The organism is Pseudarthrobacter sp. NPDC058329, from assembly GCF_042879835.1.
GTDB lineage: Bacteria > Actinomycetota > Actinomycetes > Actinomycetales > Micrococcaceae > Arthrobacter.
This window is the reverse complement of record NZ_JBHVZR010000016.1, coordinates 45,666-64,351: the sequence shown is the minus strand read 5'-3', so window position 1 is coordinate 64,351 and position 18,686 is coordinate 45,666. Positions and strand designations below refer to the sequence as shown.

Here is an 18,686-nt window from a genome sequence, read left to right as displayed (position 1 = left end):
GGCATCACTGACGCCTACGTCTCGATGAGGAGTTACACGTGAGCCACAACGGAAGCAGCGCGCCAGGCCGCCCAGTCCGGGATGTCGTCTTTGTCGACGGCCTTCGCACACCCTTCGGCCGGGCAGGAGAAAAGGGCATCTACGCCGGAACCCGGGCTGACGACCTGATAGTGAAATGCCTCCGCGAACTGCTGCGCCGGAACCCCTCGCTGCCGCCCGGACGCATCGATGAAGTGGCCATCGCGGCCACCACCCAAAGCGGCGACCAGGGCCTGACCCTCGGACGCACAGCTGCCCTCCTGGCCGGGCTTCCCAGGACTGTTCCCGGCTTCGCCATCGACCGCATGTGCGCCGGAGCCATGACAGCCGTCACTTCCACCGCTGGCGGTATCGGTTTTGGCGCCTATGACGTGGTGATTGCCGGCGGCGTTGAACACATGGGCAACCACCCCATGGGATCGGGAGCAGACCCCAACCCGCGTTTTATGTCCGAGCGGCTTGTCGATCCGGCAGCGCTCAACATGGGCAACACGGCCGAGAACCTGCACGACCGCTTTCCCTCCATCACGAAAGAGCGGGCCGATGCCTACGCGGTGGCGTCGCAGAAGAAGTTTGATGATGCACGGCACGGCGGCCGGATCCAGCAGGACCTGGTGCCCGTGGCAACACTGAAGCCGGGCCAGGGCTGGACCCTGAACACCGTGGACGAGCCGCCCCGGCCGGACACCACCATCGCCGACCTTGCCACCCTCCGCACCCCGTTCCGTGCCCACGGCCGTGTCACCGCAGGAAACTCCGCAGGTTTGAATGATGGCGCCACCGCCGCGATCCTGGCATCCGCCGAGGCAGCCGTTGAACTGGGGCTGCCGGTCCGCATGCGCCTGGTCAGCTACGCCTACGCCGGGGTAGAGCCCGAGGTCATGGGGATCGGCCCCGTTCCCGCCACGGAGAAGGCCCTGAAGAACGCAGGACTCGCCATCGAGGACATCGGCCTGTTTGAAATCAACGAAGCCTTTGCCGTCCAGGTGCTGAGCTTCCTGGACCATTTTGGTATTGCCGACGACGACCCCCGGGTCAACCGGTACGGCGGAGCCATTGCCGTGGGCCACCCCCTGGCGTCCTCCGGCGTGCGGCTCATGAACCAGCTCGCCCGGCAGTTCGAGGAGGATCAGTCCGTAAGGTACGGCATCACCACCATGTGCGTGGGACTGGGAATGGGTGCCACCGTCATCTGGGAGAACCCACACCACCCCGGCTACAACGTTGCCCCGCAAGGGGAATCCGCCGCAACCACCCAAACCGTCTCTGAAGGAGCAGCATGAGCGCCGCAGATTTCACCCGGCTTTCCAGCCTCTTCCCCAACGAAACCGTGACGCATTCCTACGTCCAGGACATCGAACTTCCCGGTCCCGCCGGAAAGCCGAGTCCCGGCACGTTCGCTCTCATCACGCTGGACAACGGCCTTGACCACTCCAAGCCCACCACGCTGGGGCCGAACACGCTGGTGGAGCTGGGCTCCGTGCTTGAGGAACTTCGGGACCGGGCGCGCCGCGGCGAAATTGTGGGGGTGGGTGTCACCGGCAAGCCCTACTATTTGGTGGCCGGCGCCGATCTTTCCACTGTTAAGACCCTGGACAAACGCGAGCACGGATTATGGATGGCCCAGCTCGGCCACGACGTCTACGGCACGCTGGCCAACCTGGGCGTGCCCAGCTTCGCCTTTATCAACGGCGCGGCGCTCGGCGGCGGCCTAGAGATTGCCCTGCAGTCCACCTACCGCACAGTGTCCGCGGGAGCCGGCGCGCTGGCACTGCCGGAAGCTTTCCTCGGCCTGGTGCCCGGCTGGGGCGGTGTGTATATCCTCCCGCGCCTGATCGGCCCGGAAAACGCCGTGAAGGTCATGATCGAAAATCCTTTGAGCAACAACCGGACGCTGACCGGCCCGCAGGCCTTCGAGCTCGGCATTGCCGACGCCATCTTCGAACCCGCAGACTTCCTGGAGCAGTCCCTTGCCTGGGCCGCGAAGGTCATCACCGGTGAGGCGACGGCGGCGCGGGCCAACGCCGTCGACTCCGCCGATCCGGACACCTCAGCACGGTGGGCCGCCGCCGTATCTGCCGGCCGGACGCTGGTGGAAGCCAAAACGTCCAACGCGGCACCCGCCCCGGCCAAGGTCCTGGACATCCTCGAAGTCAACCGGACCATGACCCAGGCCGAGTCCGCTGCCCTGGAGTGCGAAACCCTCGCCGGACTGATGCAGACCGATGAGTTCCGTGCCACCGTGTACGCCTTCCTGGACCTGGTCCAGAAGCGGTCCAAGCGCCCGGCCGGCGCTCCTGACCGCACGCTGGCCCGCCCCGTCACCAAAGTGGGAGTGGTGGGAGCGGGCCTGATGGCGAGCCAACTGGCTCTGCTCTTCGCCCGGCAACTGAAGGTGCCGGTGGTCCTGACCGACATTGACCAGACCCGCCTGGACAAAGGTGTGGGCTACGTCCACGCCGAAGTGGACAAGCTGCTGGGCAGGAAGCGGATCAGCCAGGACGCCGCCAACCGCACCAAGGCGCTCGTGACAGGTTCCGTTTCCAAGGACGTTTTCGCCGATGCCGACTTCGTGATCGAGGCCGTCTTTGAGGAGCTGAACGTCAAGAAGCAGGTGTTCGCCGAACTGGAGGCCATCGTCGCACCTGAATGCATCCTGGCCACCAACACGTCCTCCTTGTCCGTCACGGCCATGGCGGAGGACCTCCAGCACCCGGAACGGCTGGTGGGCTTCCATTTCTTCAACCCGGTGGCGGTGATGCCGCTGCTGGAGATTGTGCGCGCTCCGAGGACCGACGAGGCCGTACTGGCCACGGCCTTTGAGCTTGCCAAGGCCATGAAAAAGACCGGAGTGCTGGTCAAGGATGCCGCCGCGTTTGTGGTCAACAGGATCCTGCTGCGGCTGATGGGTGAAGTCACGGCCGCCTTTGATGAAGGGACCCCCGCCGAGGTGGCGGACAACGCGCTTCGTCCCATGGGCCTGCCGATGACCCCCTTCACCCTCGGCGCCATGGTGGGGCTGCCCGTGGCCCAGCACGTGCAGGAATCGCTGCACTCCGCCTTCGGTGAGCGGTTTGCCGTGTCCGCCAACCTGCAAAAGCTGATCGACAACGGCGTGAAGAGCCTCTGGGCTCCCGGCCCTGACGGCTCGCAGGAGATCCCGCAGTCCACGTTGTCGCTGATGTCCTTCGGTTCCAGCCCCTCCACCGCTGAGGAGGTGCTTCGGCGCACCCAGGATGCCCTCGCCGAGGAAATCGGCCTAATGCTGAAAGAGGGCGTGGTGGCCGGCCCGGAGGACATCGACCTATGCATGATCCTTGGCGCCGGCTGGCCCCTGTTCCTGGGCGGCATCACGCCCTACCTTGACAGGGTGGGCGCCTCGGAGCGGGTCAACGGCACAACGTTCCTCCCGCCGGGGGTTGCGTCCCGTCCGGCAGGCCAGCCGGACGGCGCCTAAGACAGCGGGCCCATCACGTGTGACACGCGCAGGGCTCCGTCCGGCACTTCGGACGGAGCCCTGCCGCGCTCCCACCGGTGTCAGCCGCCCAGCAGCCGCCCGCCGTCGAGCATTAACACGCGGTCAGCCACCGACCGTGCGTACGGCACATCATGGGTGACAAGAACGACGGCGGCACCCGCCGCTGCCGCGGACCGCACCGCTGCGTCCAGTACAGCAAGGCCCGCCCCGTCCAGGGCAACCGTGGGCTCATCCATGGCAAGGACGGATGGCCGGCGGGCGAGGACTGTTGCCAATGCCAGGAGCCGCTGCCGGGATGCGGGCAGCTCAACCGGGTGGTCCTGGGCGGCTGCGGACAACCCCACGAATGCCAGGGCTGCGGCGGTTCTTTCCTCCGCCTCGTCGGGACTGAACCGCCGGTCCAGGCCGAACCGGACCTCCCGGGCAGCAGTGCGTTCGAACAGCTGGTGGCGCGGGTTCTGGAAGAGCAGCCCCACCGAAGCTGCCACCTCCCCGACCGGGACGCCGGCAATGTCCTCCCCGCCCACCAGGACCACGCCGGACGTGGGCCGCAGCAATCCGTTGAAGTGCCGCAAAAGCGTGGATTTGCCCGTGCCGTTGGCTCCGGTCACGGCAACGATTTCCCCCGGCTGGAGGACCAGGTCGATCCCCTGCAGCACCGTGTTCCGGGCATTCCGGCCGGCACCGCCGGTGGCCGCTTTGGACATCCTGCCGCGGCCCCGGCTGCTGCGGTACCCGAATCCCACCTTCCGGAGCTCCAGGAGCGGCGCGGCAGCAGCAACCCCCTTCGCGGTGGCGGGCCGCGGATGCTGATGGGTTGTTGCGCCGGCGTCCGGGACCGCACTGGCCTGCACCGGCTGCTTGGAATATTGCTGCGCGGCGGGCCGCCGGATCGCTGCCGGCAAGCGTCCTGATGCCACATGCAGTTCCTCGGGTGTGCCGGTGGCCGACACCGTGCCGGCGTCCATGACAAGCCACCAGTCGGCCTCCAACAACACGGCGTCGATGGCCTGGCTGAGCACCACGACGGCGGTCCCGCCGGCCACGAGCTTGCGCAGCAGGACTGACAGTTCGTCCGTCCCTGCCGCGTCGAGGGAGGCAAAGGGCTCGTCCAGGACCAGGACGGGTGGTTCCGTAATGACAGCACAGCCAATGGCGAGGCGCCGCAACTGCCCGCCGGACAGCGTGCCAGGGTGGCGGCACAGCAGCCCGGCCAGTCCCAGCAGGTCCGCGGTGCGTCTGACGGCTGCCTCCATGGCGGCCAGGCCCACGCCGGCGTTCTCAAGGCCAAACGCCAGTTCTTCGGCCACGGTGGCCCTGACAGTGGACAAGGCGGACGAAGCGTCCTGCGGGACGAAACCCACCTGGCCGGCCCAGTAGGCAGGGTTGATGCGCGGATCGTCATCAGCTCCGCTGAAGTGCAACCGGGTCCCCGCAAGTTCAAGGTGCCCGTGAAGGGTCCCACCTGCCACTGGGGATAGCCAGCCCGCGAGGAGCCGGCCGAGGGTGGACTTGCCGCTTCCGGAGCCACCGAGGATCGCCGTGAAGGTTCCGGGGGTGAAGGAGGCATCCACGTGATGAAGGACTGGCACGTCATCGCCGTGGAAGGCAAAGCTCCTGATGGCCGCGCCAAGGGCAAGGGAAGTACGCACCTAGACGCCCGCCTGCCACAACCGCGCCACCACCGCAGCCGCAGCGGCCACCAGCAGAAGGATCCGCAGCAACCGCTCGGATGGCCGGTCCGGCACTTCCCGGTAGCTGGTGCGGGGGCCGGTGCTGCCGAAGCCGCGGGCTTCGAGTGCGGCGCCTCGGGTTCCTGCCTCCTCCACCAGTGCCGACACCAAAGGAACGGCCTGCAGCCGGAATGCTGCGATCCGGTGCAGCAGGCCGCGGCGGATCACCAGTCCGCGCGCTTCCTGGGCCTGCCTGACAGTTTCCAACCGGGATGAGACAGCGGGCAGTAGGGTCAGGGTGGAGGCCAGCACGAAGGCAACCCGGCCCTGGAGGCCTTTGGCTGACAACGCCGCCACCAGGTCCGGCACGCTGACGCTCGAGGAGAACACCAGGAGGGCAAGGACGGCGGCCGAGAGCTGCGCGGCCCGCTGGAGCGCAAAGAAAAGCCCTTCGGAGGTGATGCGGGCCGGGCCCCACTGGGCCAGCACAGTAACCCCTTCCGGGAAAAACAGGCCGTGCAGGGCCAGCAGCGACAAACAGAGCGGCACCAGGATGGCAGCTGCCGCGGGAAGCAGTCGGCGGAGTATGCCGCCAAAGGCCGCGAGACCCAAGGCAGCCGCGATCACGGCGAGGGACACATGCCAGCTCGCTGCCGCCGTCGTGATGACTGCCGCGCTGCCGGCAGCCGCGAGGGACGTCAGCGGATGCAGTCGCATGGGCGGGCGGTCAGGAACCCTGTTCGGGCGCCTTGCCCGCCAGCACGCGGTGCCGCCGGACAAACGGGAACTGCAGGCTGGCCCGGCGGGGCAGGGCGTAGGCCAGAACGGCCACCACCGTGAAGACGATGGCTTTGTCCATGGGGTCGGAGATAAGGGCCTGCTTGGTGATCGCCGCCAGGAGGGTGTCCCCCATGGAACGGAAGGCGCTGACAATGGCTCCGGTGGCCACACCGGACGTGCCCCCGAAGACGAAGGCCGCCACCGGGGCCGACACCACTCCGCCGACAATCCCGGTGAGGAACCCGGCGACGGGCGCGAGGTAGAAACGGCGGAACAGGCCGTAGCGGGCAGCCAGGCCGGCAAGGCAACCGATCAGTGCCGCGCCCGCGGCGAAGGGCAGCACCGTGGGGTTGAAGAAGGACCAGACGATGCTGCTCAACGCGCCGGTTGCTGCCCCGGCTGCCGGGCCGGCGAGGACCGCGATCAGTACCGTGCCGATCGCGTCGAGGTAGAACGGGACCAGGGTGCTGCCCACGAACTGGCCGAGCACGATATTCAGCACCAGGGCCACCGGGATCAGCACCACGGTTGACGTCGGCAGCGTAGGCAGGACGGCAACAACAAGGAGGATGGCACCAACGAGGAAGCCGGAGAGGGCGATCAGCGCCGAGGCGCTTCCCGGACCGCCGGTGATGTCCGCGGGCTGGTTGAGGACAAGGTAGATGTAGGTGCCGGCGATGGCCAGGGCCCCCAGGATTTCCAGTACCCGTCGTTTGCGGGCGGCGGCCGGTGCCGGGGACGGAAGCGTCAGGGAGGGCGATGACATGGAATTCCTTTGGGGTGCGCACGGCCGGCCCGGGAATCCGGGGCCGGAATGGAACGCTGCGTATGTCACCTCGGCAGCTGCCGCCAGGCAGCTGCGCCTGTCCGGTCCGCCGACTATCCTACCGCGGCTGCCGCGCGTCCTGGCGTAGCTTCCGGTGCCTGTGGAAACCCCGCCCGTCCTTACCCCAGGCGGCGGGCCAGGCTGCCGACGGCGGACACCAGCTCCCGGAACGCAGCGTCCGGATAGTTGACGGACACCACCCGGGCGTTCGGCGGCTGGCCCCACAGCCCGCGGAAGTCCGCCACGGTGGTGCCGATCAGCATGCGCGAGCCGGTTTCCACGTCCACGGTGGCGGGACGGGCCTCGAAGTCCAGGGTGCCGGCGGCGACGCCGGCGGCAAAGTAGTCATGGACGTGAGCCAGGTAGCCCTGGTCGTAGTGGCGGTGGAACTCGAAATAGAACCGCAGCGCGTCGGACAGGTGCCGGATGAGGGTGTTGCTGGACGTGCTGCGCTGGCCCTCCGGCTGTTCTGGCAACACCTGTTCGGGATCCTTCGCTCCGGCCGCTTCTGCCAGTTGGCGGACGTGCAGGGGGTGGAGCTCCATCCGCTCGGTGGTATCCAGGGAACACACGATGGGGAGCTTCTCCAGGGGGCGGCCCTGGAAAGCGGCATACACTTCCTTGGCCGCGTGGGGGTCCACGTGGGTGTTCCACTCCGCGGTGGGCGTTGTGTTGCCCTGGTGGTAGAAGCTGCCGCCCATAATGACCGTTTTGGCCAACAGGTCAGGCAGTTGCGGTTCCTGCCGGAGGGCCAGCGCAAAGTTGGTCAGGGGTGCGGTGATGAGGGCGGTCAGCTCCCCCGGCCGGGCCCGGGCGTGCTCCACCCACAGGTCGACGGCGTTTCGCGACGACACGGTGCCGGTGGGGTCGGGCAGAACCGCATGGCCGATACCTTGCGGGCCGTGCGTTTCGGGGGTGGTCAGCAGCGGAATGGCCAGTGGCTGGCGCGCGCCGACGGCCACCTCCACGCCATGGCGGCCGCACAGTTCCAGCAGTGCCAGGGTGTTGCGCGCCACCTGGTCCACGTCAACGTTTCCGGGCGTGGCGGTGACGGAGACGAACTCGGTGTCCGGCAGGGCGGCAAGGTAGGCCAGTGCCAGGGCGTCGTCGATGCCCGTGTCCACGTCCAGCAGGAAGGCGGTCATCAGGTTCCTAGAACAACGCCACCTTGGGGGCGGCCGGGAAGATGCTGTCCAGCTCGGCGAGGTCCTTGTCCGAGGGCAGCCAGTCCGCTGATGCGGCGTTCTGGCGGACCTGTTCCGGCCTCGTGGCGCCGGCGATGACGCTTGCCACGGACGGCTGGGCTGCCAGCCAGGAGAAAGCGACCTGGACTTCGGTCATCCCGCGCTCCCCGGCGAAGGCGCTGAACCTGTCCAACTGGTCCCAGTCGGCGTCGTGGACCAGGTTCTTGCGTGTGTGGCTGAGCCTGGAACCGTCCGGGGCGTGGCCGGGCGAATACTTGCCCGTCAACAGGCCGTTGGCGAGGGGGAAGTACGGCAGGACGCCCAGCCCGAGCTCTTCGGCCGCCGGCGTCACCTCGAGCTCGGCGCGGCGGTCCAGGAGGTTGTAGTGGTTCTGGGTGGAGATGAAGCGGGCACTGCCGAGTTCGCGGGCCACGTATTCCGCCTGGGCGATCTGCCACCCGGCACGGTTGGAGTGCCCGATGTACCGGACTTTGCCGCTGGTGACCAGGACATCAAGTGCGGACAGTGTTTCGTCGATGGGGGTCAGCGGATCCGGGGTGTGGAACTGGTAGAGGTCGATCCAGTCGGTGCCCAGCCTCCGCAGCGAGGCCTCGACGGCCTGCATGATGTAGCGGCGCGAACCGCGGGCTCCGAAGTCCGGTCCGCTGGCCCCCTTCATGTCCATACCGAACTTGGTGGCCAGCACGACGTCGGCCCGCCTGGTGCCGAGGGCCTTGCCGAGCATCGTTTCGCTCAGTCCGGGTTCGCGGCCGTAGGTGTCGGCAACATCAAACAGGGTGATGCCGGCATCCACCGCGGCGTGGACCACGGCGTCAGTGGCTTCCTGGGACTCGGTGACGGTATTGGCGCGGCCCAGGTTGTTGCAGCCCAGCCCGACGGTGGAGACGGTCAGGCCGGACTTTCCGACGCGGCGGTAGGTGGTCACGGACGCTCCTAAAGGCTGAAGGTGTTGGCGGGCTTGGCGGAGTGCTTGAGCTTGAAGTTCTGCGGATCGCTGTGGGGTGCCGCGCCGATGCTGAGCTTGGTGAAGTCCAGGTCCTCGCCGCGGCTGCAGACCTTGATGGCGCTGACGGCCTTGTTGACGTCGGGGCAGAGGCAGAAAATGTTGAGCTTGTAGTCCGTGAATTCGGCGCGTTCCACCGTGCCGAGTCCGCGCCAGGCGAGGTGGCTGATGAGGGCGTCCGTAGCCTTCTCTTCGAGGTAGCGGTCCCTGTCGGTGCCTTCCCTGGTTTTGAGCGCAAACTGGGCCACTACCCAGAACTGTTCCTCCTCCGGAATTTCGGCGTAGCCGTCCTCGGCGCACTGCACCGCAAAGGCGTCCAGGAGCCCTTCGGCTGCCCCCGCATCCGGGACGTCGGTCTCCTCGGTTTTACTCTGGTGGCCCACAACTCCGTAGTTCATCAGGAACTGGTTATAGTCCTCGTCGAACCACGCCTCCCGGAAATGGAGGGTGCCCTCTTCGTCCCGTTTGTAGACCCTGACAATTCCGCTCATGACCGTCCCTTTGTAAACCATTCGACGTCGGTGCCGTCGAAGGGTGCGTGCTGCGCCTTGACGGCCTGGTAAAGCTCATTTGCGGCGGCCTGCATGTCATCCACAAGCCGGTCCGGATAATGCATCGCGATGCGGTGTTCCGCAAACTCGTCCTGGTCGTCGATGAAGACGCCACGGTCCGCGGTGCGGATCACGTCCAGGTCCATGTCGATGACGTGGAACTCGGTGACGGCCGGCCGGATCGCCGTCCACTCGTGCCCCACGGCGAGGTCCACGTACACGCGCACGCCGCCGGGGTGCGCATCGTCATAGAACGTGGCAACCCAGTCGCCTTCGCGCGGGACCAGCAGCACGGCGTCGGACCTGGTGTAGAAGGCAGCGCCTGGCCGGGAGCAAAACTCATTGGTTCCCTGGAAGATCCACCATCCGTGGCGGTCCTCGCCCAGGTAGCGCCCGGGGACAACCCAGTGCGCCTTGCCGTTCCATTTTCTGTTCCTGGCCACTACCAACTGGCCTGGCTGGAGCCGGTCGGGAACGCGCGTGGTGGTCGTGTGCATCACCGGTCCGGACTCCCCCACAGCGCCCGGGTACTTCAGCGCGTCTTCCTCCCTCACAGGATCGGAAGGCTGCCGGTGGTGGGATGCTGCTGGCCGGGCAGGGGACGCGCAAAGGGGACCTTCGTCCCCAGAACCTGGGCGACGACGTCGTGGGTTATCTGCTGGGCCGTGAGGCCTACGCGTTCCAGGACCTGGCTGCGGGTGCCGTGGTCAAGGAATTCGACCGGCAGGCCCACCTCGTTCAGGGCGGTGTCCACGCCGGCTGCACGCATTTCCTGGCGGATCCGGGAGCCCACACCCCCGGCACGCACGCCGTCCTCGATGCAGATGACCAGGCGGTGGTGGGACGCCAGCGCGATGATGGATCGCGGCACGGGAAGCACCCAGCGCGGATCCACCACGGTGGTGCTGATGCCCTGCGCCCCCAGGCGGTTGGAAACGTCGAGTGCGAGTTCGGACATGGCGCCCACGGAGATGATCAGGACGTCGTTCTCGGTGGAACCGCTGGGCCGGCGGGACAGGATGTCCACGCCGTCGCTGAGGCGGTCGATGGCTTCCACTTCGGCGCCGACGGATCCCTTGGAGAACCGGACCACCGTAGGCGCGTCGCTGATGGCCACGGCTTCACGGAGTTCCTCGCGCAGCCGGCTGGCATCACGGGGTGCAGCCAGGTGGAGGCCGGGGACAATCTGGACCATGGACATGTCCCACATGCCGTGGTGGCTGGCACCGTCCGGGCCTGTGACACCTGCGCGGTCCAGGACGATAGTGACGCCGGCCTTGTGCAGCGCGACGTCCATCAGGAGCTGGTCGAAGGCCCGGTTCAGGAAGGTGGCGTAGACGGCAACCACCGGGTGCAGGCCCCCGAACGCCATACCGGCTGCGGAGGTGAGGGCGTGCTGTTCGGCGATTCCGACGTCGATGACGCGGTCCGGGTGCCGGGCAGCGAACTTGTGCAGGCCCACGGGGATGAGCATGGCGCCGGTAATGCCGACGACGTCCTTCCGCTCATCGGCGATGGCGGCGATCTCGTCCGCGAAAACGGAGGTCCAGGACTGGGCGCCGGCGGTGCCGGTGGGTTCGCCGGTTTCGGGGTCGATGATGCCCACGGCGTGGAACTGGTCTGCCTCGTGTGCGCGTGCAGGAGCGTAGCCATGGCCCTTTTCCGTCATCGCATGTACAATCACGGGGCCCGCGTAGTGCTTCGCGGTGGACAAGGCGTGCTCCATTGCCTGGAGGTTGTGGCCGTCCACTGGGCCGATGTACTTCATGCCGAGGTCTTCGAACATGCCCTGCGGTGCCCACCAGTCCTTGATGCCCTTTTTCATGGCATGCAGGCTCTTGTAGGTGAACTGGCCCGCCGGTCCGCCGTTTTGAAGCTTCTTCTTCCACCAGTCCAGCGCCACCTCGTAGGCAGGAGCTGCGCGGAAGGAATCGATGGTGGGACGCAGGGAGGCAAGGTAATCGGCAAAACCGCCCACCGTGGGGGCGTAGGACCGGCCATTGTCATTGACCACAATCACCACCCGGCGCCGCTTGTCCGCGGCGATGTTGTTGATCGCTTCCCAGGCCATGCCGCCGGTGAGGGCTCCGTCCCCTACGACGGCGACGACGTGCCGGTCGCCTTCACCGGTAAGCTGCCGGGCGCGGGAAATACCGTCGGCCCAGGACAGGGACGAGGAGGCGTGCGAGCTTTCCACGATGTCGTGCTCGGATTCGGCGCGCGACGGGTAGCCGGACATGCCACCCTCCTGGCGCAGGGTGCTGAAGTCCTGCCGGCCGGTCAGCAGTTTGTGCACGTACGACTGGTGGCCGGTGTCAAAAACGATGCTGTCGCGGGGCGAGTCGAAGATGCGGTGCACGGCAAGCGTCAGTTCCACCACGCCAAGGTTGGGTCCGAGGTGTCCGCCCGTCTGGGAGACGTTCGTGATCAGGAAATCCCTGACCTCCGAAGCCAGCTGCTTCAGCTGTTCTTCGGACAACTCGTTCAGGTCCTGCGGATTCCGGATGGTGTCCAAGATTCCCAAATGACCCCTCCTTCGGGTGGGTAGACGTGCCGTTTAACTCTAACGCCTTGGTCCGCAGGACCAGACGCACCACCACAGCCGAAGCCCCGGCTGGTCGGTGACCGGCCGGGGCTTCGGAAGGTGGTGCCTGCTGGCAGTTACCGCTAGTTAGCGGAGATCTGGCGCAGCACGTACTGCAGGATGCCGCCGTTGCGGTAGTAGTCGGCTTCACCCGGGGTATCGATGCGCAGGACGGCGTCGAACGTCTGGGCGGAACCGTCTTCGGCGGTTGCGGTGACCTTGAGGGTCTTCGGCGTGGTGCCCTCGTTCAGGGCGGTGACGCCCTCAACCGAGAACGTTTCGGTGCCGGACAGTCCCAGGGTGGCAGCGGATTCGCCGGCCGGGAACTGCAGCGGCAGGACGCCCATGCCGATGAGGTTGGAGCGGTGGATGCGCTCGTAGCTCTCGGCGATGACGGCCTTCACACCCAGCAGTGCGGTACCCTTGGCAGCCCAGTCACGGGAGGAACCGGAACCGTATTCCTTGCCGGCCAGGACAACCAGCGGAGTTCCGGCGGCCTGGTAGTTCTGCGCAGCGTCGTAGACGTAGGCCTGCGGGCCGCCTTCCTGGCTGAAGTCGCGGGTGAAGCCACCTTCGACGCCGTCCAGGATCTGGTTCTTGATGCGGATGTTCGCGAAGGTACCGCGGATCATCACCTCGTGGTTGCCGCGGCGGGAACCGTACGAGTTGAAGTCCTTGCGCTCCACGCCGTTGGCCAGCAGGTACTGGCCGGCAGGGGTGTCGGACTTAAAGGAACCGGCCGGGGAGATGTGGTCGGTGGTGACCGAATCGCCCAGCTTCAGGAGCACGCGGGCGCCCGTGATGTCCGTGACCGGCTCGGGCTGCGCCTGCATGCCCTCGAAGTACGGGGGCTTCCGGACGTACGTGGAGTTCGGATCCCAGGCGAAAGTGTCACCGGCGGGAGTGTCGAGCGCCTTCCAGCGGTCGTCGCCCTCAAAGACGCCTTCGTAGCCCTTGGCAAACATTTCCTTGTCGATCGAGGAATCGATGACCTGCTGGACCTCAACCGGGTTCGGCCAAATGTCCTTCAGGAAGACGTCGTTGCCGGACTGGTCCTGCCCCAGGGCGTCGGTCTCGAAGTCGAAGTCCATGGAACCGGCCAGGGCGTAGGCGATGACCAGCGGCGGTGAGGCCAGGTAGTTCATCTTGACGTCCGGGTTGATACGGCCTTCGAAGTTGCGGTTGCCCGAGAGGACGGCCGCGACGGCGAGGTCGTTGGCCTGGATGGCTTCCGAGACTTCGGTTTCCAGCGGGCCGGAGTTACCAATGCAGGTGGCGCAGCCGTAGCCCACGATGTAGAAGCCGAGCTTCTCCAGGTAAGGGGTCAGGCCGGACTTCTCGTAGTAGTCGGTGACAACCTTCGAGCCGGGCGCAACGGAGGTCTTGACCCACGGCTTGGACGTAAGGCCCTTGTCCACGGCGTTGCGCGCCAGGACTGCCGCGGCCAGCATGACCGACGGGTTGGACGTGTTGGTGCAGGACGTGATGGATGCGATGGTGACCGCACCGTGGTCCAGCTCGAATTCGCGTCCGTCTTCCATCTTGACCGGGACCGGGCTGGAGATGCGGCCCGCTGCTCCGTGACCGGCCGAGTACTTCGGCGGCTCGCGGTCGGTGTCAGAGATGTGCGTGGCTCCGGCGGTGAAGGACGGCGAGTCGGAGGCCGGGAAGGTCTCTTCAAGCGATTCGTCCAGGGTACCGGCGTCGGCATCGTGGGCCACGTAGTTCTTCAGGTCGTGCCGGAACTCGTCCTTGGCCTCGGTCAGTTCGATCCGGTCCTGCGGGCGCTTGGGGCCGGCGATGGACGGAACAACCGTGGACAGGTCCAGTTCCAGGTACTCGGAGAACTTGATCTCGCGGGAAGGATCGTGCCAGAGGCCCTGTTCCTTCGCGTATGCCTCCACGAGGGCCACGTTCTGGTCCGCACGGCCGGTGAGGCGCAGGTAGTCCAGGGTGACGTCGTCGATGGGGAACATAGCAGCCGTGGAACCGAATTCCGGGCTCATGTTGCCGATGGTGGCGCGGTTGGCGAGCGGCACAGCGGCCACGCCCTCGCCGTAGAACTCCACGAACTTGCCCACAACGCCGTGCTTGCGGAGCTGCTCGGTGATGGTGAGCACCACGTCGGTCGCGGTGGCGCCGGCCGGGATGGATCCGGTCAGCTTGAATCCGACAACGCGCGGGATCAGCATGGAGACGGGCTGTCCCAGCATGGCGGCCTCGGCTTCGATGCCGCCGACGCCCCAGCCGAGCACACCCAGGCCGTTGACCATGGTGGTGTGCGAGTCGGTGCCGACGCAGGTGTCCGGGTAGGCGCGCAGGACGCCGTCAACCTCGCGGGTCATCACCGTGCGGGCCAGGTACTCAATGTTGACCTGGTGCACGATGCCGGTTCCCGGGGGAACCACCTTGAAGTCGTCAAACGCGGTCTGGCCCCAGCGCAGGAACTGGTAACGCTCCCCGTTGCGCTGGTATTCGATCTCCATGTTGCGCTCCAGTGCGCCGGAGTTGCCGAAGGCGTCGATCTGGACCGAGTGGTCGATGACCATCTCGGCAGGTGCCAGGGGGTTAACCCGTTTGGGGTCACCGCCCAGTTCCTTGACCGCTTCGCGCATCGTTGCCAGGTCAACCACGCAGGGAACGCCGGTGAAGTCCTGCATGATCACGCGTGCAGGCGTGAACTGGATTTCTGTATCGGGCTGGGCGTTTGGATCCCAGCCTGCCAAGGCGCGGACGTGATCGGCAGTGATGTTCGCGCCGTCCTCGGTCCTCAACAGGTTTTCAAGCAATACCTTGAGGCTGAACGGAAGGTTTTCTGCACCTTCAACGGAGTTCAACCGGAAAATTTCGTAATCGGTTCCGGCTACATTAAGTTTGCCTTTTGAACCGAAGCTGTCCACAGTGCTCATCGCAGGACTCCTCTCGCAACAGTTTCATCTTTGTCGCGCGGGTGACCGCCTGCTAGTTAGGAAGCCCTAATTAGTGCAGGGCCCGAAAATTGCACACGGCCGGCCGTGATTACGGAGCGCGACGTGGGACTACTACCGCCATAGTAGTCGAAACATGGTGCGGCATCAGGGACGCGGAGTCAGCAGCGCCACCGTCTCCAGGTGATGGGTGTGGGGGTACAGGTCAAACGCGCGGAGGCCTGCAAGGTCCCAACCGGCCTGGCGGAAGTACCCCACGTCACGGGCGAACGACGCCGGATCGCAGGATACATAGGCAATGGCACGGGGGCGCGCCGCGACAAGCTGGCCCACCACTGCCTTCCCGGCGCCGGCCCGGGGCGGATCGAGGATCAGGGCGTCAAAGTCCCGCGGTTTATGGCGGAGAACCCGCTCGACGCGGCCCTGGACAATCTCGACCTGGGGCGCTGCGTGCAGGTTCTTGCGTGCGTCCCGGCTGGTTCCGGGAGCACCTTCCACTGAAAGCACGGACCCCGTCTCCCCCACAGCGTCAGCGAGGACGGCGGTGAAGAGGCCGGCTCCGGCGTACAGGTCAGCCACTACCGCGCCGGGGTGGAGGAAGCCGCCACCCTGCAGGAATTCTGTGACGGCCCCCACAAGCGTGCCGGGCGCGTCGCGGTGGATCTGCCAGAACCCGGCCCCGGTGACCCGGTACTCGTGCCCGGCGGCGGATTCCTGCACCCACAGCCTGCCCCGCAACTGCTGCACGTCCCCGGTAGTGGGGTCGAAGGAAGCAACAGAGACGTCGGCGGGCAGTCCGGCCGCGACGGCGGCGAGCCTCTTCGGCTTGGTTCCTTCGGCCGGGGCGAGCAGCACCAATGGCCGTGAGCCGTTGGCAGGGGCGGCCACCTCAACCCGGTCAATCCCCTGCAGGTCGAGGTCCCACAGGCGCAGGTTGTTGATTGCGTCGATGGCCAGCGGCATCTCCTGCACGGGGATGACGTGTCCCGACCGATGCGCGTGCATACCGAGCTTGCCGCCGGGGGTGACCGAGAAACTTGCCCGCGTCCGCCAGCGGAGGCCGTCCCCGCCGTCGTGCGTTGCCCCGTCTCCCGGATCCGACGCCGGTGCGGCGCCACCAACCGCTTCCACCGTGCCGGACCAGCGGTCCGGGAGTTGCCCGCCGGCAAGCCGGTTGAGCTGTTCCGTCAGCACGTCCGCTTTGAGGCTGCGCTGGCGGGCCAGGCTGATGTGGCCGAACTCTGCTCCGCCGACGGGCGGGTGCCCGTGGCGCCAGGCGCGGAGCGAATCTGCCGGGCGCCAGAAATGGTCAACCCGGTCCGGTGAGGCATCGAGCACCTCGACCGCGTCGGCACGCCAGAACTTGGCCTTTTCGTCCGCGTCCGTCAGCCGTGCCCGCACTGTCTCGCCCGGGATGGCGTGCCGGACAAAAATGACGCGCCCTTCGTGCCTCGCCACGCAATGTCCGCCGTGGGCGACAGGCCCGACGTCGAGCACTACTTCGGTGCCGGCTTCCCCGTTAAGTGCCGGGTGGGTTTGTGTCTTCTGGGTCATTGGATGTCCTGCAGGTTCTTTGCTTCTTCGGATGATTTGAGCTGCCACGGAACGCTGGCCACCATAACGCCTGGTTCAAAGTGCAGCCGGGTTTTGATGCGCAGGGCGGTTTGGTTGTGGACCAGTTGCTCCCACCACTTGCCCACCACGTATTCGGGGATGTAGACGACTATCAGGTCCCGCGGCGAGTCCCGCCGCATCTGCTTGACGTACTCCATGATGGGGGTGACGGTCTCGCGGTAGGGGCTGGCCAGCACTGTCAGCGGCACGGGGATCTCAAGCTTTTCCCAGTCCGCTACCGTGCCCGCGGTTTCCTCGGGGTCGATATCCACGGTCACTGCATCCAGCCGTGATGGCCGGGACGCCCTGGCGTACGCAAGTGCCCGAAGGACGGGCTTGCGGACATGGGACACCAGCAGCACCGCGTGCACCCGCGTGGGCAGGGCCCGCGGGGAGGAGTCCTCATCCACTGCCAGTTCCCTGGCCACGTTGTCGTAGTGCGCCCTGATGCTCCACATGATCAGGAAGAGGACGAACATGGCGAGCAGGGCAATCCAGGCGCCCTGCTCGAACTTGGTGACCAGGACAATGACCAGGACCAGGGCGGTCATGCCGAAGCCGATGCTGTTGATGGCACGGGACTTTGCCATCCGGCGTCGGACGCCTTTCTCCTTGGCCAGCTTGAGCTGCCGGCCCCAGTGCCGGATCATCCCCAGCTGGCTGGCCGTGAAGGAGATAAAGACGCCAACGATGTACAGCTGGATGAGCTTGGTGACGTCGGCGTTGAAGGCCAGGATGAGCACCAGCGCGCCTGCGGCGAGGGCAAGTACGCCGTTGCTGAAGGCCAGCCTGTCACCCCTGGTGCGCAACTGGCGCGGCAGGTAGCCGTCCTGGGCAAGGATGGAGCCAAGCACCGGGAAGCCGTTGAAGGCGGTGTTCGCGGCAAACACCAGGATGACACCGGTGGCGGCCACCACCACATAGAACAGAATCGAGCCGGGGCCGAAGATGGTCTGGGCAATCTGGCTGATGGCGGGGGTCTGGATGTAGCCCTCCGGGAGCGGGCTGCCGTTCAGCAGGAACTCCGTGGCGGGGTCCAGGACGATGTGGACCTTGGTGGCATTGGCCAGGTAGATGATCCCCGCAAGCATGGAGGCGCCGATCACACCCAGGAGCAGCAGGGTTGTTGCCGCGTTCTTGCTCTTCGGCGGCTTGAAGTTGGGCACTCCGTTGCTGATGGCTTCAACCCCGGTGAGCGCCGCGGCGCCGGAGGAGAAAGCACGCAGCAGGAGGAAGGCACCGGCAAGTCCCACCAGTCCTTCGTCGAAGCCGGGCGCCGGCACGATGGTGAAGGCTGCGGAGGGCGCTTCACCCAGCTGCCCGGTGGCCGCCTGGAAGATGCCCACCGCCGTCATGCCCAGGATCGAAGCCATAAAAATGTAGGTGGGTACAGCGAACACACTGCCGGCCTCCTTGACGCCGCGCAGGTTCACCAGCGCAAGGATCACCACACCGATAGTGGCAATCATGGCCTGCTGTCCGTGAAGGGACGGGATGGCGGTGGTGACGTAGGCGGCGGCCGAGGACATCGACACGGCAACGGTCAAAACGTAGTCCACCAGCAGGGCCGATGCCACGGTGAGGCCGGCATGTTTGCCCAGGTTCTCGCCCGCAATTTCATAGTCACCGCCGCCGGAAGGGTAGGCGTGGACGTTCTGCCGGTAGGACGCCACAACCGTCAGCAGGACCACCATGACGGCCAAACCCACCCAGGGGGAAAACGCCACTGCGCTGACTCCGGCCAGCGCCAGAGTGAGCAGGATCTCATCGGGGGCGTAGGCAACGGATGACAGGGCGTCGGAGGCGAACACCGGAAGTGCGATCCGCTTGGGAAGCAGCGTGTGGGCCATCCGGTCGTTTCGGAACGGCCTGCCCACGAGCACGCGCTTCGCGGCGTTCAATATTGTCAACACCCCACAAAGCTAGTCTGATTCCCGGGCTGTGTCATGACAGCCTGTGGACAGCCGGATCAGGGAGGCTGACGGTAGAGTTCTAGCGGCAGGACC

General features: G+C 66.4%; 13 protein-coding genes. 2 read left to right on the top strand and 11 right to left on the bottom strand.

Going from position 1 to position 18,686, the window contains the following annotated elements; translation table 11 throughout:
- Positions 1 to 38: 38 nt before the first annotated feature.
- Entirely contained in the window at positions 39 to 1,322 is a 1,284-nt protein-coding gene (locus ACFVYC_RS17815; protein WP_387552740.1) for a thiolase family protein, read from the top strand.
- Positions 1,319 to 3,496 carry a 3-hydroxyacyl-CoA dehydrogenase NAD-binding domain-containing protein gene (locus ACFVYC_RS17810; protein ID WP_387552738.1) on the top strand — a complete coding sequence of 726 codons (2,178 nt, stop codon included), beginning with the start codon at positions 1,319 to 1,321 and terminating at the stop codon, positions 3,494 to 3,496. The genes ACFVYC_RS17815 and ACFVYC_RS17810 overlap by 4 nt, the downstream gene beginning before the upstream one ends.
- Before the next feature lie 80 nt (positions 3,497 to 3,576).
- Here the strand turns inward: ACFVYC_RS17810 and ACFVYC_RS17805 are convergent, their stop codons facing one another.
- The 11 genes from ACFVYC_RS17805 to ACFVYC_RS17755 form a co-directional block, all read right to left on the bottom strand.
- The gene (locus ACFVYC_RS17805) at positions 3,577 to 5,169 is read right to left on the bottom strand and encodes an ABC transporter ATP-binding protein (RefSeq protein ID WP_387552736.1); all 1,593 of its coding nucleotides are present in this window, start codon (positions 5,167 to 5,169) and stop codon (positions 3,577 to 3,579) included.
- Positions 5,170 to 5,907 carry an energy-coupling factor transporter transmembrane component T gene (locus ACFVYC_RS17800; protein ID WP_387552734.1) on the bottom strand — a complete coding sequence of 246 codons (738 nt, stop codon included), beginning with the start codon at positions 5,905 to 5,907 and terminating at the stop codon, positions 5,170 to 5,172.
- 10 nt (positions 5,908 to 5,917) lie between these two features.
- Positions 5,918 to 6,736 carry an ECF transporter S component gene (locus tag ACFVYC_RS17795; protein ID WP_387552732.1) on the bottom strand — a complete coding sequence of 273 codons (819 nt, stop codon included), beginning with the start codon at positions 6,734 to 6,736 and terminating at the stop codon, positions 5,918 to 5,920.
- Between the two features lie 179 nt (positions 6,737 to 6,915).
- Positions 6,916 to 7,941: a nucleoside hydrolase gene (locus tag ACFVYC_RS17790; protein WP_387552730.1), complete on the bottom strand. Its 1,026-nt coding sequence runs from the start codon at positions 7,939 to 7,941 to the stop codon at positions 6,916 to 6,918.
- A gap of 7 nt (positions 7,942 to 7,948) precedes the next feature.
- Positions 7,949 to 8,926, bottom strand: a complete 978-nt coding sequence (locus tag ACFVYC_RS17785) for an aldo/keto reductase (protein ID WP_387552728.1) — start codon at positions 8,924 to 8,926, stop codon at positions 7,949 to 7,951.
- Positions 8,927 to 8,934: 8 nt separating this feature from the next.
- Positions 8,935 to 9,495 (bottom strand): hypothetical protein, encoded by a 561-nt coding sequence (locus tag ACFVYC_RS17780; RefSeq protein WP_387552726.1) that lies wholly within the window; start codon positions 9,493 to 9,495, stop codon positions 8,935 to 8,937.
- Positions 9,492 to 10,109 (bottom strand): DUF402 domain-containing protein, encoded by a 618-nt coding sequence (locus ACFVYC_RS17775; protein ID WP_387552724.1) that lies wholly within the window; start codon positions 10,107 to 10,109, stop codon positions 9,492 to 9,494. The genes ACFVYC_RS17780 and ACFVYC_RS17775 overlap by 4 nt, the downstream gene beginning before the upstream one ends.
- Complete coding sequence (dxs, locus tag ACFVYC_RS17770) at positions 10,106 to 12,079, bottom strand: 1-deoxy-D-xylulose-5-phosphate synthase (RefSeq protein ID WP_387552723.1); 1,974 nt, start codon at positions 12,077 to 12,079, stop codon at positions 10,106 to 10,108. The genes ACFVYC_RS17775 and dxs overlap by 4 nt, the downstream gene beginning before the upstream one ends.
- A 143-nt stretch (positions 12,080 to 12,222) precedes the next feature.
- The gene (locus ACFVYC_RS17765; RefSeq protein ID WP_387552721.1) at positions 12,223 to 15,048 is read right to left on the bottom strand and encodes an aconitate hydratase; all 2,826 of its coding nucleotides are present in this window, start codon (positions 15,046 to 15,048) and stop codon (positions 12,223 to 12,225) included.
- A gap of 165 nt (positions 15,049 to 15,213) precedes the next feature.
- Positions 15,214 to 16,620 carry a class I SAM-dependent RNA methyltransferase gene (locus ACFVYC_RS17760; RefSeq protein WP_387552719.1) on the bottom strand — a complete coding sequence of 469 codons (1,407 nt, stop codon included), beginning with the start codon at positions 16,618 to 16,620 and terminating at the stop codon, positions 15,214 to 15,216.
- Positions 16,617 to 18,593 (bottom strand): APC family permease, encoded by a 1,977-nt coding sequence (locus ACFVYC_RS17755; protein WP_387552717.1) that lies wholly within the window; start codon positions 18,591 to 18,593, stop codon positions 16,617 to 16,619. The genes ACFVYC_RS17760 and ACFVYC_RS17755 overlap by 4 nt, the downstream gene beginning before the upstream one ends.
- Positions 18,594 to 18,686 lie beyond the last annotated feature (93 nt).